Source organism: Vibrio sp. L5-1 (assembly GCF_021728315.1).
Classification (GTDB): domain Bacteria; phylum Pseudomonadota; class Gammaproteobacteria; order Enterobacterales; family Vibrionaceae; genus Vibrio; species Vibrio splendidus_K.
In genome coordinates, this window is the sequence record NZ_JAKKCQ010000004.1 from 195,743 (window position 1) to 212,648 (window position 16,906).

Genomic DNA, 16,906 nt, shown 5'->3' on the forward strand with positions numbered 1-16,906 from the left:
TTCCCTATAATCCTCGGCTCGCGTAGCGGCTGAATCAGAGATTGGCTGCTACAAATATAAACTTACTCTTATCAGGAGAGATTTATGTCTCTGAATGCAGAAACTAAAGCAGCAATCGTTGCAGAATACGCACAATCTGAAGGCGACACAGGTTCACCAGAAGTACAAGTAGCACTACTTACTGCTTCTATCAACCACCTACAAGGTCACTTCAAAGCGCACAAACACGATCACCACAGCCGTCGTGGTCTATTACGTATGGTTTCTAGCCGTCGTAAGCTTCTTGATTACTTGAAAGGCAAAAACCTTACTCGTTACCAAGACCTAATCAAGCGTCTAGGCCTACGTCGCTAATAGCGATGTCTGCAAAGACAGTTTGAAGAAAAGGAGCATTTATGCTCCTTTTTTTGTGCCCGTAAGAAAATGTTTGGCTGGATGCACAGAATATCATCTGGCTTTTTCTGATAGGAAATATCTCTCCTAATAAAAATAGTTTATACTACGCCCGCCTATGCGTTTTCAACGCTGGGCAATCAACCTCTCAAGACGTTACAGTCACAGATGTCGGCCAATAGGTCGCGACTATTCAAAGGCGGATTTGGTCTTAATTCGGCGTATGAACTCATACAAAGAAGCATCATTCCCAAGTCTCTTTTCACTAGTCGCGATTGGTAATATCTTGAGTCAATCTTCACTTAATCTAAAGTCATGACTTTAGAGCTAAGGATATACAATGTTTGAAAAACCAGTTGTAAAATCGTTCCAGTACGGTAACCACACCGTTACTCTAGAAACGGGCGTAATGGCACGTCAAGCTACTGCTGCTGTAATGGCGACTATGGACGATACATCAGTATTCGTTTCTGTTGTTGCTAAAAAAGAAGCTGTTGCAGGCCAAGATTTCTTCCCTCTAACAGTTAACTACCAAGAGCGTACATACGCTGCGGGTAAAATCCCTGGTGGTTTCTTCAAGCGTGAAGGTCGTCCTTCTGAAGGCGAAACGCTAACAGCTCGTCTGATTGACCGTCCAATTCGTCCACTTTTCCCAAGTGCGTTTAAAAACGAAGTTCAAGTTATCGCTACGGTTGTTTCTATCAACCCTGACGTAAACCCAGACATGATCACTATGATCGCAACGTCTGCTGCACTTGCTATCTCTGGTGCACCATTCAATGGTCCTATCGGTGCTGCACGTGTTGGTCACATCGACGGCGAACTTGTTCTTAACCCATCAAATACTGAGCTTGAAAACTCTAAACTAGACCTAGTTGTGTCTGGTACAGAAGGCGCAGTACTTATGGTTGAATCTGAAGCAGATAACCTATCTGAAGAAGAAATGCTTTCAGCTGTTGTTTATGGTCACGACCAACAACAAGTTGTAATCAAAGCGATCAACGAATTTGCAGCTGAAGTTGCAACTCCATCTTGGAACTGGGAAGCGCCAGCAGTTAACACTGAGCTTAAAGCTAAAGTTGCTGAGCAAGCTGAAACTCGTCTATCTGACGCGTACCAGATCACTGAGAAAATGGCTCGTTACGAGCAAGTTGGCGCAATCAAGAGCGACACTGTTGAAGCTCTAATTGCACAAGACGAAAACCTAGATGAGCGCGAAATCCGCGGCATGCTTGGTTCTCTAGAGAAAAACGTAGTACGTAGCCGCATCATTGCTGGCAACCCACGTATCGATGGCCGTGAAAAAGACATGGTTCGTGCGCTAGACGTACGTACTGGTGTTCTTCCACGTACACACGGTTCTTCTCTATTCACTCGTGGTGAAACTCAAGCACTTGTTACTGCAACGCTTGGTACACAACGTGATGCTCAAATCATCGACAGCCTAATGGGTGAGAAGAAAGACAACTTCCTTCTACACTACAACTTCCCTCCATACTGTGTAGGTGAGACTGGTTTCGTTGGTTCTCCTAAGCGTCGTGAAATTGGTCACGGTAAGCTTGCTAAACGTGGTATCCAAGCAGTAATGCCTTCTGTTGACGAATTCCCATACACAGTTCGCGTTGTATCGGAAATCACAGAATCTAACGGTTCTTCTTCAATGGCTTCTGTATGTGGTACATCTCTAGCACTTATGGATGCTGGTGTTCCAATCAAAGCTTCTGTTGCAGGTATCGCAATGGGTCTTGTTAAAGAAGGCGACGATTTCGTTGTTCTTTCTGACATCCTTGGCGACGAAGATCACCTAGGTGACATGGACTTTAAAGTAGCAGGTACTAACGCTGGTATCACTGCACTTCAAATGGACATCAAGATCGAAGGTATCACTAAAGAGATCATGCAAATTGCTCTTAACCAAGCGCAAGGTGCACGTAAGCACATCCTTTCTGTAATGGATGAAGCTATCTCTGGTGCTCGTGAAGATATCTCTGAATTCGCTCCACGTATCCACACAATGAAAATCAGCTCTGATAAGATCAAAGATGTTATCGGTAAAGGCGGCGCAGTTATCCGTGCTCTTTGTGAAGAAACAGGTACTACAATCGAAATCGAAGACGATGGCACAATCAAGATTGCTGCTACTGAAGGCGCAGCTGCTCAAGAAGCTATCCGTCGTATCGAAGAGATCACTGCTGAAGTTGAAGTTGGCCGCATTTACCAAGGTAAAGTTGCTCGTCTAGCTGACTTCGGTGCATTCGTTACTATCCTTCCAGGTAAAGATGGTCTAGTACACATCTCTCAAATCGCTGACAAGCGTGTTGAGAAAGTGTCTGACTACCTAACTGAAGGTCAAGAAGTTCCTGTTAAGGTTCTTGAAATTGACCGTCAAGGCCGTGTACGTCTGAGCATGAAAGAAGCAGTTGAAACGCCAGCTGAAGGCGAAGCACCTGCAGCTGAGTAATTCTTAGCCTATTAATGGGACTATCGCTTTTTAGTGATTTCTAACCCATTGGTAAAAAAGCATGTTATAAAGGGGAGCATATCGCTCCCCTTTTTTATTGCGGTCATAACAGGAGTAATTATTTGTGAAATGGTTTCAAACCGCGAGTATGTGTTTACTGCTTGTACTAACTGGTTGTGCGACAACATCAGATAACACCTCACGTTGGGTTTATCCACCAATGGCTGTGCCGCTTCAACCAAGTGTTCAGCAAGAAGTGCAAATAGCGCGCCTTAGTCAGTTATTACAGCGCCCAGATTTGAACGATGAAGTTCGAGCTAAAATGTTGTTCGAGCGCGGTAACTACTACGACAGCGTTGGCCTGCGTGATTTAGCACGTCTTGATTTCAATCAGTCTCTTTCATTGAACCCCGCTCAGCCTGATATTTTCAACCTTTTGGGTGTTTACTTTACGCAAGTAGGGGAGTTTGATGCCGCTTATGAATCTTTTGATTCTACGTTAGAGCTTGATCCTGCAAACTCATATGCAGAACGAAATCGCTCTATCGCACTCTACTATGGCGAGCGCTATGACTTAGCCAATGAAGAGATGATGAAGCACTACGCCGATGATCCTAGCGATCCGTTTCGCGCTCTGTGGCTTTACATCATTCAGCATGAACTCACACCAGAACAAGCAAAGCTTGATTTGCAAAAGCGTTACGAGAGCCGTGATGAGCAGTGGGGCTGGGTATTAGTTGCGATCATGCTTGACGATATTACCGAAGAGCAGGCTTTCAAAGCTATCCTTACGGGGACTCGTGACAATACGCTCCTAGCTCAACGTCTGACTGAAACGTACTTCTACCTTGCTAAGCGTCACCACATGAATGGTGATTACGCGAATGCGATCTCTTTGTACAAGTTAGCGGTTTCTTTTAACGTGTATGAATACGTAGAACACCGCTACTCTTTCTTAGAGTTAAGCCGTATCTTCACTACGCTTAAAGCCGAGCATTTAGCGCAAGTTAAGTTGGCTGAGGCCGAAGAAGAAGCTAACGCTAAGTAAGCGATACATTTTGATTCTGAAAAGCCGCTGCCTGTCAGCGGTTTTTTTATGCTCCTTTTTTATAAACGGGGGTCTCGTTTTTGATTGCATTTTATTTAAACAAGATTAAAATAGTTAGCCTTGCTAACTAAATGTAAATTCTGTGGTTGGAAATCTATGCTGGACCAAAATCTAGAAAAAATTGAACGCTTTGCTTCTAAGATATGGCGAACTCAAGTTAATGAAGATCCTATCTGCCAGTTGAGCTTCAATGAGTACGATTATTTGAAGGTCATTCAAGCATCGTTAGAGCCTATTCGACTAACAGACCTCGCTATTGAGATGCAGGTGACAAAACCTTCTGCGACGACTATGGTTCAAAGGCTAGAAAGAAAAGGTCTAGTTGAGCGCAAAGCGTCTCTTGAAGATGCGAGATCAAAGCTGGTGATTTTGACCCAAAAGGCTGAAGTCGGTTTGGAAGAAGAAAGTAAAATCTATCAGGTCATGGCACAGGTACTGGAAAGTCGCTTGTCTGAGCAAGAATCTCACCAGCTGAACCTATTATTAAACAAGGCTTTGAAATAAATAATTTAGATATTTAGTTAGCCTTGTTAACTAGTTTTACGAGTCATATCCCATTGATATGCGACTCACTGAAGAAAGTAGAGTAAGAAATGAGTAACTCAATTAGTCGTCAATTCTGGCGATACACAATTCCTACGGTAGCGGCCATGTTAGTTAATGGCCTTTACCAAGTGGTGGATGGTATTTTCATTGGCCGTTATGTGGGGGCCGATGGACTTGCGGGCATTAACGTCGCGTGGCCTGTTATTGGGTCGATCCTCGGTATTGGTATGCTAGTAGGCGTGGGGACGGGTGCGCTTGTCTCGATCCGTCAAGGCGGAAAAGACACGAAAGGCGCTAAGCAGATCTTAGCAACTGGTCTAACATTGTTGTTGGCGATAACCCCCATTGTTTCTGGATTGTTGTTTCTGTTTGCCGATAACTTCTTGCTTTGGCAGGGTGCTGAAGGGCGAGTGTATGAACTAGGCCTGCAATACTTACATATTCTGATTGGCGCTAGTGTCTTCACTTTAGGCTCTATCGCGATGCCGTTTTTACTGCGTAACGATGACAGTCCTAACTTGGCCACCATACTGATGATTGTCGGTGCGGTGATTAACATTGTATTGGATTACCTATTTATCGCGCAGCTTGGTTGGGAGTTGAAGGGTGCAGCATTGGCAACCGCACTTGCTCAGTTTGTGGTAACGGGTTTGGGGTTGGCTTACTTTTTCTCACGTCGAGCAAACTTACGCTTACGTTGGAATGAACTGAGACTGAAGTTATCGGTGATTCCTGAAATCTTCGCCATTGGTACCTCAAGCTTCTTTATGTACGCTTACGGTTCGATGATGGTGGCGCTGCACAATGCCTTGTTCTCTCAATATGGCGACCAGCTGATGATTGGTGCTTACGCTATTTTGGGCTACATAGTGACGGTTTATTATCTCACGGCGGAAGGTATCGCCAACGGCATGCAGCCATTAGTGAGCTACAATCATGGTGCGCGTAATCAAGCCAATATTCGTAAGTTACTTAAGATTGCGATGGTAAGTTCAGTATTGATCGGTGTCGCGTTTGTATTGCTGCTGAACGCATTTCCAGGTGAGTTCGTTTCTGTGTTTAGTTCAGATGAGCCACAGCTAGTCGAGTACACAGTATTGGGTATCCGATTACACATGTTTGCACTTGCGCTTGATGGCTTCTTGGTGGTAGCGGGTGCTTACTATCAGGCGGTGAACAAGGGCAGTAAGGCGATGTTTGTAACGATAGGTAATATGCTTATCCAGTTACCTTTCTTGTACATTATGCCTAAATTGTACGGTGTGCCGGGGATCTGGATTGCCTATCCTCTGTCTAACATCGCGCTAAGTGTAGTGGTTATGATTATGCTCTATAAAGACGTAAAGAAGCTCGACGATGCGCCGCTAGAAACAGCGACAGCATAGGTCGCCTTTCTTGAACTGAATAAAAAAGGTCTAGCGAATGCTAGACCTTTTTTGTATCTGTTGCTGACAAGTTCAATTCGAGGAACTAGATGTTCTTAACGTCTAAACCCGCAAGCTGATGCCAATAGCCGTTGCATTGGCGGCTTTCAATGGTCTTTGGATTTTTACCTTGTTCGTTCGCTCTGAAGTTATTGATTTCAGAGAAGGTATCGATGCCCAATGGACTTAAGCGAACCACATCAACCAAGTCATGCATACTCGGTAGATCATTGACTAGGTTGTAGCAGTAACCGGATTGAGTTTGAATACCGTTAAGGTTAAAGACTGACTGGCCTTCTTGGCTATCGACCTGTAGGCCGGTAGGGTATTTGATGCAGCAGGTTTCGCAATCGTCTTTGGCTTTGTTTTCTGCGCGAGCGGTAAAGCATCGTGCTGAGTAAGCAAGCGGTAGGTAGCCGTGGCTAAATACTTCTACTTCGAACTTATTACGGATATTAAGCTCTTCGCACTGTGTCATTACGTTGCTTAGCCATTCGCGAGAAAGCTCAACAGGCATACACCAACGTGTCATACCTTGTTTCAAGAACAGGTTCAAAGTACGTGCGTTGTAGGTGTTAACCGCCGGGCCAACCACAAAAGGCACTTTGCTTTCGCTTGCTAATTGAATCGCAGACACGTCGTTGGCTTCAATCGCAAAGTCACCGTTATCAATGTACTTCTTCATGATGTTGACTTCGCTTGGTGCTTCTAGCAATGCCATGGTGGAAAGTACGACTTGTTTACCTGAAGCCGACAGCTCTTTGGCAATATCCATCCAGTGTTTTGCTTTCATCTCACGACGCTTTGAACACACGGCTTCACCTAGATAGATGATATCAGCAGAGCTTGATTTCGCTTGCTCATAGAAGCTTTCAACGTCTTGTTTTGGCCAGAAATAAAGAAGAGGGCCTAATGCGTATTTCATTGAGTTCTCCATTTGGCTCTATTGCCATTTACGGTGATAAGCGCCAAGCGTGGTTTGTGTACCTTCAGATACATTCGCCAGTGTCGCATTCCAAGCTTGTTCCACTCGGTATTGTTCTGGGTTCGCTAAGTAGCGGTCGATAGCTGCGCGCCAAGTACGAGTCACTTGCTCGACATAAGCAGGGCTACGTTGGCGACCTTCAATTTTCACTGAGGCAACGTTGGCAGCAAATAGCTCAGGTAGCATAGACAGTGTGTTGAGGCTGGTTGGCTCTTCAAGTGCGTGATAGCGTTTACGCTCACCATCGATTTCTGCTTCAAAGCGACCTTTACACAGTGTAGGGTAACCCGCGTTTTCGCCGGCTACGTACTTGTCGATAAGAATCTCATTCAAGCGCGACTCTAGGCCTGTTTCTGTTTCTTGCCAGCGAACGTATTTTGCTGGAGAGCAAGCACCAACGGTATTGGGTGATTCGCCGGTCATATATGAAGAGAGGTAACAACGACCTTCTGCCATGATGCACAAGCTACCAAAAGCGAATACTTCAAGGTCAACGTCAGAGGTGATGTTACGAGAAAGCTGTTTGACCTGATGAATCGACAATACGCGAGGCAATACCACACGCTTTACATTGAAGTTCTTGTGGTAGAAGTCGATTGCAGCCGCATTGGTCGCAGAAGCTTGAACCGATAGATGCAATTCTAGTTCTGGATATTTGTTTGCTGCGTACTCAAGCACTGCGATATCAGCAATGATCAGCGCATCAACACCTAGTGCTGCGGCGTTGTCTACGGCATTTGTCCAGCGTTCGAAGCCATTTGGGTGAGCAAAAGTATTTAAGGCAACGTGAATTTTCTTGTTGCGGTCATGCACATATTGCACAGCACGATCGAGCTTTTTACCCGCAAAGTTAAGGCCTGCAAAGTGTCGGGCATTGGTATCGTCTTTGAATCCGATATAGACAGCATCCGCACCACAATCAATAGCGGTTTTCAAAGCAGGTAAGTTACCCGCTGGGCATAAGAGTTCCATTTGCTCACTACCAGTAGAATGAAATTGAAGCGAGTATTTTATGAAGAATTATGAATGACGGAATTGATGTAAGGCAGGTTTAGATGGATAAATCTGCTTTTACTCCGTTTGGGGTACTGACTAGTAAGGCTTTTGTGCTTTCGTGTGGCTTTTGACAGGGTGATAGTTGAATCGTGTACTAGTTCTTATGGCGACGATTTTGGGCAAACAGCTCTTCGACGTCTTGTTTTGGTTGAGGACGATAGAAGTGGAAACCTTGAATGGAGCTACAGTTGAGGTTTGATAGAAGCGTCGCTTGTTCACTGGTTTCGACGCCTTCTGCCACTACGGTTAAATCGAGAGATTTACCAAGGTTGATGATGTTTTCGATTACTGTAATTTGTTTCGGCAGAGTATCGATATCAGAGATAAAAGCGCGGTCAATCTTAAGCTCATCAATTGGGAATCGAGCCAAATAAGACAGAGAAGAGTAGCCCGTACCAAAATCATCGATAGATAAAGCAAAGCCGAGTTTCTTTATAGCGTTAAGCATTTGAAGTGTGTGTTCACTATCACTCATCACCGCGCTTTCTGTCAGCTCAAAAGTAATTGCGCTTGGATCAAGCTCTGTTGAACGGAGTAGCTTTTCAACGTAATCAATCAGTTTCGGGTTACCAAATTGCTCTGGAGACAAGTTGATAGCCACTCTACCTGGCAAGATACCTTGCATCTTCCAGCGCTTAACCGTGGCAAATACTTCACGCATCACTACTCGGCCAAGTTGTTCAATAAGGCCAGCTCGTTCCGCAACTGGGATAAATGCGGCAGGGCTGATGTAGCCTTCTACTGGGTGCTTCCAGCGCACTAACGCTTCTGCACCGTTGATGGTGAAGTCACGCGCATTGACCTTAGGTTGATACCAAACCTCAAGTCCATTCTGTTGCAGTGCTTTTTGCAGCTCTATCTCCAACCACAATCGCATACGCGCTTCTTTGTTCATCTGTTCGTTGAACTTGATCAGGCGGTTACGTCCACGATCTTTCGCTTCATACATTGCGGTGTCTGCATTTTGCAGCAAGATACGTGCGTCTGTGCCATCTTGAGGAAAGCTCACGCTGCCAATCGAGCAGGCTAAGCGCTTACTAAAGTGGTGAAGATCGAAGGGTTGATTGATCAGGGAAATGATCTTTTCAGCGAGCATTTCAGGCGTTCGCTGATGTTCAGGTTCTGGCAGGATAATACCAAACTCATCCCCGCCTAAATGACCAATAACGGCCTGACGAGGTAGTAAACGTTTTAGGCGTGAAGCGACCTCTTTAATCACTTTATCGCCAATGTGATGACCTAGTGAATCATTGATATTCTTAAAGTTATCAATATCTAAGTAGAGCATCACAACTGGCGTATCGTTTTGAATGAACTGCTCAAGACGTTTGGTGAACCCAACTCGGTTGTAGAGCTTGGTCAGTGCATCGATGTAGGCATCTTCACTGTTTGCAGGCGTATACTGCTTTGTGGTCTCTTGTGCATCTTGGATAAGCACAAGCTGAGTGTTACTTCCAAGAATAGTGGTGGAGTCGATGTTGAGTTGAACTTTACGTTCAAAGCCGCATCGGGCACCCGTTAAGCAAACCAAACCAGACTCAGAAATAATAGAACTGAGGTTATTATTGAAGACTGTTTTGGTTTGTTCATCGATGAATAATCGTCCCAACTCTTCGCCAATTAACTCGGTGGTGGAGTTAAAGCCGAGCAAGCGTGCTGCTGCTGGGTTTGATGACAAGATGTAGTCACTTTCAACTAACAGTAATCCGTCAGGGAGTAGGTGAGATAGCTTGTGAAATTTCGCTTCGGATTCTTCTAAAGAACGTGCAAGTACTTGGTTTTCTGATGTGTCGAAGGCATGAAAGACAATGTAGTCGGTTTTGTTGCCATTCGTCAGCGGAGATAGGCTGAAATGAAGGCTGGTATCGAGGTCAGTTTCGTTGAGCGTGACTTCGGCCTCAATCGTTTCACCATTGAATGCACGCTCATAGTAAGGCTTAAGGTGTTGGTAGAATCGCTCACCTAATGTTTGGCGGTCATTCATGCCAGCAAGCTCGGTTTTACTCAAACCAGCAATATCGCAGTAACGCTCATTAACCATAAAATAGTTATGTTGGGCGTCAAGTACCGCAAAAAAGAACGGACTGTTTGCTGTTAGCTGGGTAAACCAATGTTGTAGTTGCTGGGGAGGCATCAAAGTACTACCAATTCTCCAAGAGCTTGAATATTCACTATCGATAAATATTTATTACTTTTTGTGTGGCTATCGATATTTACCTGTGAGTGCAGCGATCCGCTGTAATTCTCATGACCTGAGTTACTATAACTGTGATTTTCAGGATATTAAAGGTCGAGTATCAAACCGAAGTTAATTTGATACATAACAGTAACTGAGATTTCAACATCATCTATGATGCATTCCATATTATTGACAAAGTTACGGATAAGTCACGTGATAAACAAGATTCGCACTCAACTAGTTCAAAATGCCGCATCAATTTTGCGATCTCCAGTCCAGTTATTGCCTAAAACAGTACAAAAAAGAGCCTTATTGGAGGCGCTTAAGAATGTCTTTAAGGAAGCTTTAGAGGACGGTGACTTTGAATTCTTAGAAGACAAGTGGCTTAAAGTCTCAATAAAAGATATGGGGTTAAGTTGGTGTATTAGCTATCAAAATGAGCAACTAGTTGTAGCTGATAACGAGGTTGTTGAAGATGTAAGCTTTAGCGGAAACCTTAACGATCTTGTGCTGATTGCCGGGCGTAAAGAAGACCCAGATACGCTTTTCTTTCAACGTAGACTGTCTATTGAGGGCGATACAGAGCTTGGTTTAGAAGTCAAAAACTTGATGGATAGCGTAGATTTAGACGTATTGCCGACTCCTATGAAAACTTTGTTAAATCAATTAGCTGATTTTGTGCAGAAGGGAGTACAATCCCCAGATACACAAAGTGAGGTAATGAATGCTTATTCGAACTGAAGCACCGGCAGATATACTTGTCATTGATCGTTTATTGAAATCTGTTTTTGAAACAGATGCAGAAGCTAATTTGGTTATGAGCTTGCGTGAGAATAGCCATTTAACGCTATCGCTGGTGGCTTGTTCTGATGAGGGCGAGGTGGTTGGTCACCTGATGTTTAGCCCTATCACTCTCCATGGTGACGATCATAACTGGCAGGGACTTGCGCCTCTCGCAGTGAAAGAAGAGTACCGCAATCAAGGTATTGCCAAATCACTGGTTGAAGACGCATTTTCTACATTGGTAGATTTCGGTTACCCAGCCTGTGTTGTGCTTGGTGATCCTGCTTACTACGGCCGCTTTGGTTTTAAGGCTGCGAGCGAGTTTGGCCTGAGTTGTGTTTGGGATGTACCTGAAGGTGCTTTCCAAGCGATTGAGTTGGTAGAGGGTGTGTTTGCTGGGCATTCTGGTGAGATTGCTTACAGCCCAGAGTTCAACGACTTATAAGCTGATTTACCACGGAATCCGATACAAACTGATTTAGTCTAAATAAAGGAGCTTGATGCTCCTTTATTTTTTGTTAGTATCAGCCCCAATGAGCTCCTTTTCAGTTCGCTCTAAGAAGAGCAATACCAACAAACCTAAGGTTACACCGCTAGATATGTCACAAACACACGCACAATACCTGCAAGAGATGGGCATCAGCCAATGGGAGCTTAGTCACCCAGAGCGTTTGGTTGGCTACGAATCTGAATTGATTCCACTATCGAGCGACTGCAAGTTGCTACTGGTTTCGCCTGAAAAACCTCAGGAAGATCTCGCCGTGATGTTTGAACGCGTACTTAAAAGTATCAAGCTCGACTTATCTCAGGCTTTACACCTTCAACCACAACACTTGTCTGCTGTGGATTTAGGTTCGGTTGAATGGGTATGGTTTGCTGGTTGTGACTCTGCCCATGAACTGAAGGCAAAAACACTTCAATCTCCATTACTGTCTGACATTAACGGTAATAACCAACATCGCCGCGACTTATGGCAACAAATTTGTGCTTATGACTAATCAATTTTTACCCACTTCAGAACAACACCTAGACGCAATTTGGCAAATTGAGCAGACCGCGCATTCTCATCCTTGGTCTGAAAATATGATCCGTGATCTTAATAGTCGTGGAGGCAGCCACCGTGTTTTAAAAGTCGATGGAGAGGTTGTCGGCTATTTCTATGCTCAGAATATTGTCGGTGAGGTTACTTTGCTGACGATAGCGGTTGACCCTAAGCAGCAAGGTAAAGGCTACGGCAAAGCTTTGGTTGAGCACTTTCTCGATATGTGTGAACAAGCTGACGCTGAGAGTGCTTGGCTGGAAGTTCGCGAAAGTAATGTGAATGCTTTTAATCTTTACGAGAAGGCTGGCTTTAATGAAGTCGATCGCCGCCGTAACTATTACCCAACCAAGCAAGGCAACGAAGATGCGATCATTATGAGCTATCTTTTTATGTCGTTTAGTTAGGGCGTGTTACGTCTTTTAGCCGACTAGATAACTAACCACAGAATTAGCCACAAAATAGGGTGTAAACTGACCCTTTAGAAAGTGACTCGCTTTCTGTATAATCCGCACACAGAATTCAAGGGCAAGTATTATCTACTTGCCCTTTTTACGCTTTAGATCAGCAAAGGGCGACTATGTCTTTCCAACAAGAAGTGAGCAAACGTAGAACGTTTGCAATTATCTCTCACCCGGATGCGGGTAAAACCACGATTACTGAAAAAGTTCTTTTATTCGGAAACGCAATTCAAAAAGCGGGTACCGTAAAAGGTCGTGGCTCTAACCAGCACGCTAAATCTGACTGGATGGAGATGGAAAAAGAACGTGGTATTTCGGTAACCACGTCGGTAATGCAATTCCCATACAACGATTGCCTAGTAAACCTACTCGATACTCCAGGACACGAAGATTTCTCGGAAGATACGTACCGTACACTAACAGCGGTTGACTCTTGTTTGATGGTTATCGATGCTGCGAAAGGTGTCGAGGATCGTACTCGTAAATTGATGGAAGTAACGCGTCTACGTGATACTCCAATCGTAACGTTTATGAACAAACTTGACCGTGACGTTCGTGACCCAATGGAAGTGCTTGATGAAGTGGAAAGCGAGCTAGGTATGGCTTGTGCTCCAATCTCATGGCCAATCGGTTGTGGTAAAGAGTTTAAAGGTGTTTATCACATTCATCGTGATGAAACGATCTTGTACGAATCTGGCCATGGCCATGAGATCCAAGAAGTTCGCATCATTAAAGGTTTAGATAACCCTGAACTAGACGAAGCTGTTGGCGAAGATCTGGCGAGCAGTGTTCGTGAAGAGCTTGAATTGGTTATTGGCGCATGTCCTGAGTTTGATCTCGATTTGTTCCTTGCTGGTGAACTAACGCCTGTTTACTTCGGTACAGCATTGGGTAACTTTGGTGTTGACCACATGCTAGATGGTTTGACTAAGTGGGCTCCGGGTCCTCAAACTCGTCAAGCTAACGAGCGTGATGTTGAAGCGACAGAAGAGAAGTTCTCTGGTTTCGTGTTTAAGATCCAAGCAAACATGGATCCAAAGCACCGTGACCGTATCGCATTTATGCGTATCGTTTCGGGTACTTACAACCAAGGTATGAAGATGAATCATGTTCGTACTGGCAAGAACGTAAGTATTTCGGATGCGGTAACTTTCATGGCGGGCGACCGTGCGCGAGCTGAAAAAGCGTATGCTGGTGACATCATTGGCTTGCATAACCATGGCACAATCCAGATTGGTGATACCTTTACTCAAGGCGAAAGCTTGAAGTTCGCTGGTATTCCAAACTTCGCGCCTGAGCTATTCCGTCGTATTCGTCTACGCGATCCACTAAAGCAGAAGCAACTTCTAAAAGGTTTGGTTCAGCTTTCTGAAGAGGGCGCAGTACAAGTATTCCGTCCTATGCAGAACAACGACCTGATCGTTGGTGCGGTTGGTGTACTTCAGTTCGACGTGGTTGTAGCGCGCTTGAAAGCGGAATACAACGTAGAAGCTATCTACGAAGGTGTTAACGTTGCAACAGCTCGCTGGGTTGAATGTGATGACGCGAAGAAACTAGAAGAGTTCAAACGTAAGAACCAAGCTAACCTAGCGTTAGATGGTGGTGATAACCTGTCTTACATCGCACCTACAATGGTGAACTTGAACCTAGCTTCTGAACGTTTCCCTGACGTTCAGTTCCGAGCGACGCGCGAGCACTAATTTCTCCGCGATCTATTCGAGTTAAACAAAAACGTCTATTGTTCTGCAGTAGGCGTTTTTTAATACGTTTTATCTAAGGCTTAGAGGCTGAGGTTAGAGGCTGAGGTTAGAGGCTGAGGTTAGAGGCAATTATGTTCAGTTGGATAAAAGCTTGGATTAAGAAATACGATAAGTGGTGTGAAGAGCTTGGATTAACGCCTGAGAACAAGCGCAGTTGTGTTGCTTATCGTCGTGATCCCCAAGGGAAACAAACAGAGAGTAGGGAAGATGACACAGCAAATAAGTGACTTTCCGCTGTTTGATACTCATTGCCATGCGGATTTTGAGGCTTTTGAGCAAAATATTGTAATTGATCAGGGAGCTACACCTGATCAAAGTATTGATAGCTATCTTAAAGAAGCGAAACAAGCTCAAGTCGAGAAGATTCTTATTCCTTCTATTGGCCAAAGTAACTGGTCGAAGCTCGATAAAATCGCCAAATCTTACCCTAATGTTTACTACGCCTTAGGTTTTCACCCTTACTTTTTAGAGCAAGCCAATGGCGAGCAATTCTCAGAGCTTCGCCAATTACTCTCATCAAAAAACAGTCAATGCGTTGCGATAGGAGAGTGTGGTCTCGACTTTTTTGTCGATGTCGAGCGGGAGAAACAAGAACGCTTTTTCATCCAACAAATGGAGCTAGCGAAGGCATTTGAGCTGCCTTTGATCATCCATGAGAGGAAGTCTTATAACCGACTCATTGAACTATTAAAGCAGCACAAGTTCACTTTTGGTGGGGTGATTCACGGTTTTTCAGGGAGTGAACAGCAAGCTTTGGCGTGGATCAAGCTCGGTTTCTATATTGGTGTCGGTGGAACGATTACTTACCCCAGAGCACAAAAAACACGCACAACCATCGCAAAACTGCCTCTTGAATGCTTGGTATTAGAAACAGATGCACCGGATATGCCCACGTATGGCAATCAAGGAAATGTTAATCATTCCAAACATTTAGTTACGATCTTAAATGAACTTTTTCTGCTTAGAAAAGAGCCAAAGCAATCGGTTGCAGCGCAAATTTGGCAAAATAGCCATCGTGCATTCGGTATATGTGAATAAAATCGAAGGTTTTTGTTTATCGTTTGCGTAAATTGCACTGAGCTTGTGATTTGGTTCACATTTGCGTGTGAATGGTACATGAATCTTGTACGAAAGTGTGAGGACGGCATTACTTTATTAGTGGTCGCATGAGTATAATTGCCTCCGCTTTATAGCCCCATTTTGTAACACGCCAATAAATAACTAATAAGGAAGTCATAAACTATGAGCCTGTTTATGAGCCTCGTCGGAATGGTTGCACTGATTGCAATCGCAGTACTACTATCCGACAACCGCAAAGCAATTAATATCAGAACAGTGGGTGGCGCTTTCGCTATCCAATTCGCACTTGGTGCATTCGTACTTTACATCCCTTGGGGTCGTGATCTACTTGCAGGTTTCTCTGCTGGTGTAGCAAACGTGATCGACTACGGTAAAGATGGTACTGGCTTCCTATTTGGTAGCCTTGTTAACTTCTCAGTTGACGGTATCGGTTTCATCTTTGCATTCCAAGTTCTACCAACACTAATCTTCTTCTCTGCTCTTATCTCTGTACTTTACTACATTGGTGCGATGCAAGTTGTAATCAAGGTTCTTGGTGGTGGTCTTCAGAAAGCTCTAGGTACTTCTCGCGCCGAGTCAATGTCTGCAGCAGCAAACATTTTCGTTGGTCAAACAGAAGCACCTCTAGTAGTTCGTCCATTTGTTCCTAAAATGACTAACTCTGAACTATTCGCAGTAATGTGTGGTGGTTTAGCATCTGTTGCTGGTGGTGTACTAGCGGGTTACGCATCTATGGGTGTACCTCTAGAGTACCTAGTAGCAGCGTCATTCATGGCAGCACCTGGTGGTCTACTATTCGCTAAAATCATCAAGCCTGAAACTGATGAAGTTGACGAGAACTTAGGTTCAGACATCGACGGTGGCGACGACAAGCCTGCTAACGTTATCGATGCAGCTGCTGGCGGTGCGTCAGTTGGTCTACAACTAGCACTTAACGTTGGTGCAATGCTACTAGCATTCATCGGTCTAATCGCTCTTATCAACGGTATCCTAGGTGGCATCGGTGGTTGGTTCGGTATGGAAAACCTAACTCTAGAACTTCTTCTAGGTTGGATCTTCGCACCGTTAGCATTCATCATTGGTGTTCCATGGGAAGAAGCAACTATTGCTGGTTCTTTCATTGGTCAGAAGACAGTTGTTAACGAATTCGTTGCATACCTAAACTTCGTACCATACATCGGTGACAACGCTCAAATCGTTGAAGCGACTGGTCAAGTAATGTCTGTTAAGACTCAAGCAATTATCTCATTCGCTCTATGTGGTTTCGCAAACCTTTCTTCAATTGCGATTCTTCTAGGTGGTCTAGGTGGTATTGCTCCAAACCGTCGTCACGACATCGCACGTATGGGTGTTAAAGCGGTTGTAGCTGGTACTCTATCTAACCTGATGGCAGCAACAATTGCTGGCTTCTTCCTGTCTTTCTAATCAGTTAGAAATCGATATATAGACGCCATAATAATATCGCCCCGTAGCAAGAAATTGCTGCGGGGCTTTTTTGTTTTTGGGCCTAGTGATTTTGAGCATTAGCATGAGTGAATGCTTGGAGTCGAAAATGGGTCTAGAATGTTTTTTTGAGATACAAACCGTTTGCGTTCTAAGGAGCACTACAATTTATTGATGGATACCTATAA

At 44.4% G+C, this 16,906-nt stretch carries 16 protein-coding genes; 13 read left to right on the top strand and 3 right to left on the bottom strand.

Going from position 1 to position 16,906, the window contains the following annotated elements; genetic code table 11:
* The first annotated feature begins 84 nt into the window (after positions 1–84).
* The 5 genes from rpsO to L3V35_RS17130 all read left to right on the top strand — a co-directional run bounded on the left by rpsO (position 85) and on the right by L3V35_RS17130 (position 5,893).
* Positions 85–354 (top strand): 30S ribosomal protein S15, encoded by a 270-nt coding sequence (gene rpsO, locus L3V35_RS17110; RefSeq protein ID WP_004734493.1) that lies wholly within the window; start codon positions 85–87, stop codon positions 352–354.
* A 379-nt stretch (positions 355–733) separates the two neighbouring features.
* A complete protein-coding gene (pnp, locus tag L3V35_RS17115; protein ID WP_004734492.1) occupies positions 734–2,854 on the top strand; it encodes a polyribonucleotide nucleotidyltransferase in 2,121 nt (706 codons plus the stop codon).
* A gap of 124 nt (positions 2,855–2,978) precedes the next feature.
* The gene (gene nlpI, locus L3V35_RS17120; protein WP_004734491.1) at positions 2,979–3,902 is read left to right on the top strand and encodes a lipoprotein NlpI; all 924 of its coding nucleotides are present in this window, start codon (positions 2,979–2,981) and stop codon (positions 3,900–3,902) included.
* A 156-nt stretch (positions 3,903–4,058) separates the two neighbouring features.
* The gene (locus L3V35_RS17125) at positions 4,059–4,466 is read left to right on the top strand and encodes a MarR family transcriptional regulator (protein ID WP_017090142.1); all 408 of its coding nucleotides are present in this window, start codon (positions 4,059–4,061) and stop codon (positions 4,464–4,466) included.
* Positions 4,467–4,555: 89 nt separating this feature from the next.
* Entirely contained in the window at positions 4,556–5,893 is a 1,338-nt protein-coding gene (locus L3V35_RS17130) for an MATE family efflux transporter (protein WP_054547521.1), read from the top strand.
* 85 nt (positions 5,894–5,978) lie between these two features.
* On the opposite strand, the gene L3V35_RS17135 is transcribed toward L3V35_RS17130, so the two are convergent.
* The 3 genes from L3V35_RS17135 to L3V35_RS17145 form a co-directional block, all read right to left on the bottom strand.
* Positions 5,979–6,857 (bottom strand): U32 family peptidase, encoded by an 879-nt coding sequence (locus L3V35_RS17135; protein WP_017084242.1) that lies wholly within the window; start codon positions 6,855–6,857, stop codon positions 5,979–5,981.
* Positions 6,858–6,875: 18 nt separating this feature from the next.
* Positions 6,876–7,889, bottom strand: coding sequence for a peptidase U32 family protein (locus L3V35_RS17140; protein ID WP_054547522.1), 1,014 nt, complete (start codon positions 7,887–7,889; stop codon positions 6,876–6,878).
* Between the two features lie 178 nt (positions 7,890–8,067).
* Positions 8,068–10,107, bottom strand: a complete 2,040-nt coding sequence (locus L3V35_RS17145) for a bifunctional diguanylate cyclase/phosphodiesterase (protein WP_054547523.1) — start codon at positions 10,105–10,107, stop codon at positions 8,068–8,070.
* Positions 10,108–10,323: 216 nt separating this feature from the next.
* Here L3V35_RS17145 and L3V35_RS17150 point away from each other — a divergent pair, with 216 nt between their 5' ends.
* From L3V35_RS17150 to L3V35_RS17185, 8 genes are all read left to right on the top strand, one after another.
* The gene (locus L3V35_RS17150) at positions 10,324–10,893 is read left to right on the top strand and encodes an SCP2 domain-containing protein (protein WP_017080003.1); all 570 of its coding nucleotides are present in this window, start codon (positions 10,324–10,326) and stop codon (positions 10,891–10,893) included.
* Positions 10,877–11,380 (top strand): N-acetyltransferase, encoded by a 504-nt coding sequence (locus L3V35_RS17155; RefSeq protein ID WP_004734484.1) that lies wholly within the window; start codon positions 10,877–10,879, stop codon positions 11,378–11,380. The genes L3V35_RS17150 and L3V35_RS17155 overlap by 17 nt, the downstream gene beginning before the upstream one ends.
* Positions 11,381–11,534: 154 nt before the next feature.
* Positions 11,535–11,933: a DNA polymerase III subunit psi gene (locus tag L3V35_RS17160; RefSeq protein ID WP_054547647.1), complete on the top strand. Its 399-nt coding sequence runs from the start codon at positions 11,535–11,537 to the stop codon at positions 11,931–11,933.
* On the top strand, positions 11,926–12,381 hold the full coding sequence (gene rimI / locus L3V35_RS17165) for a ribosomal protein S18-alanine N-acetyltransferase (RefSeq protein WP_054547524.1): 456 nt from the start codon (positions 11,926–11,928) through the stop codon (positions 12,379–12,381). The genes L3V35_RS17160 and rimI overlap by 8 nt, the downstream gene beginning before the upstream one ends.
* A 173-nt stretch (positions 12,382–12,554) precedes the next feature.
* Positions 12,555–14,135 carry a peptide chain release factor 3 gene (prfC, locus tag L3V35_RS17170; RefSeq protein ID WP_054547525.1) on the top strand — a complete coding sequence of 527 codons (1,581 nt, stop codon included), beginning with the start codon at positions 12,555–12,557 and terminating at the stop codon, positions 14,133–14,135.
* A gap of 131 nt (positions 14,136–14,266) precedes the next feature.
* Positions 14,267–14,422, top strand: a complete 156-nt coding sequence (locus tag L3V35_RS17175; RefSeq protein ID WP_157936365.1) for a DUF5363 family protein — start codon at positions 14,267–14,269, stop codon at positions 14,420–14,422.
* Positions 14,403–15,233 carry a TatD family hydrolase gene (locus tag L3V35_RS17180; RefSeq protein ID WP_054547526.1) on the top strand — a complete coding sequence of 277 codons (831 nt, stop codon included), beginning with the start codon at positions 14,403–14,405 and terminating at the stop codon, positions 15,231–15,233. Before L3V35_RS17175 ends, L3V35_RS17180 begins: the two co-directional genes overlap by 20 nt.
* Positions 15,234–15,437: 204 nt before the next feature.
* A complete protein-coding gene (locus L3V35_RS17185; RefSeq protein WP_004734478.1) occupies positions 15,438–16,700 on the top strand; it encodes a NupC/NupG family nucleoside CNT transporter in 1,263 nt (420 codons plus the stop codon).
* The last annotated feature ends 206 nt before the right edge of the window (positions 16,701–16,906 follow it).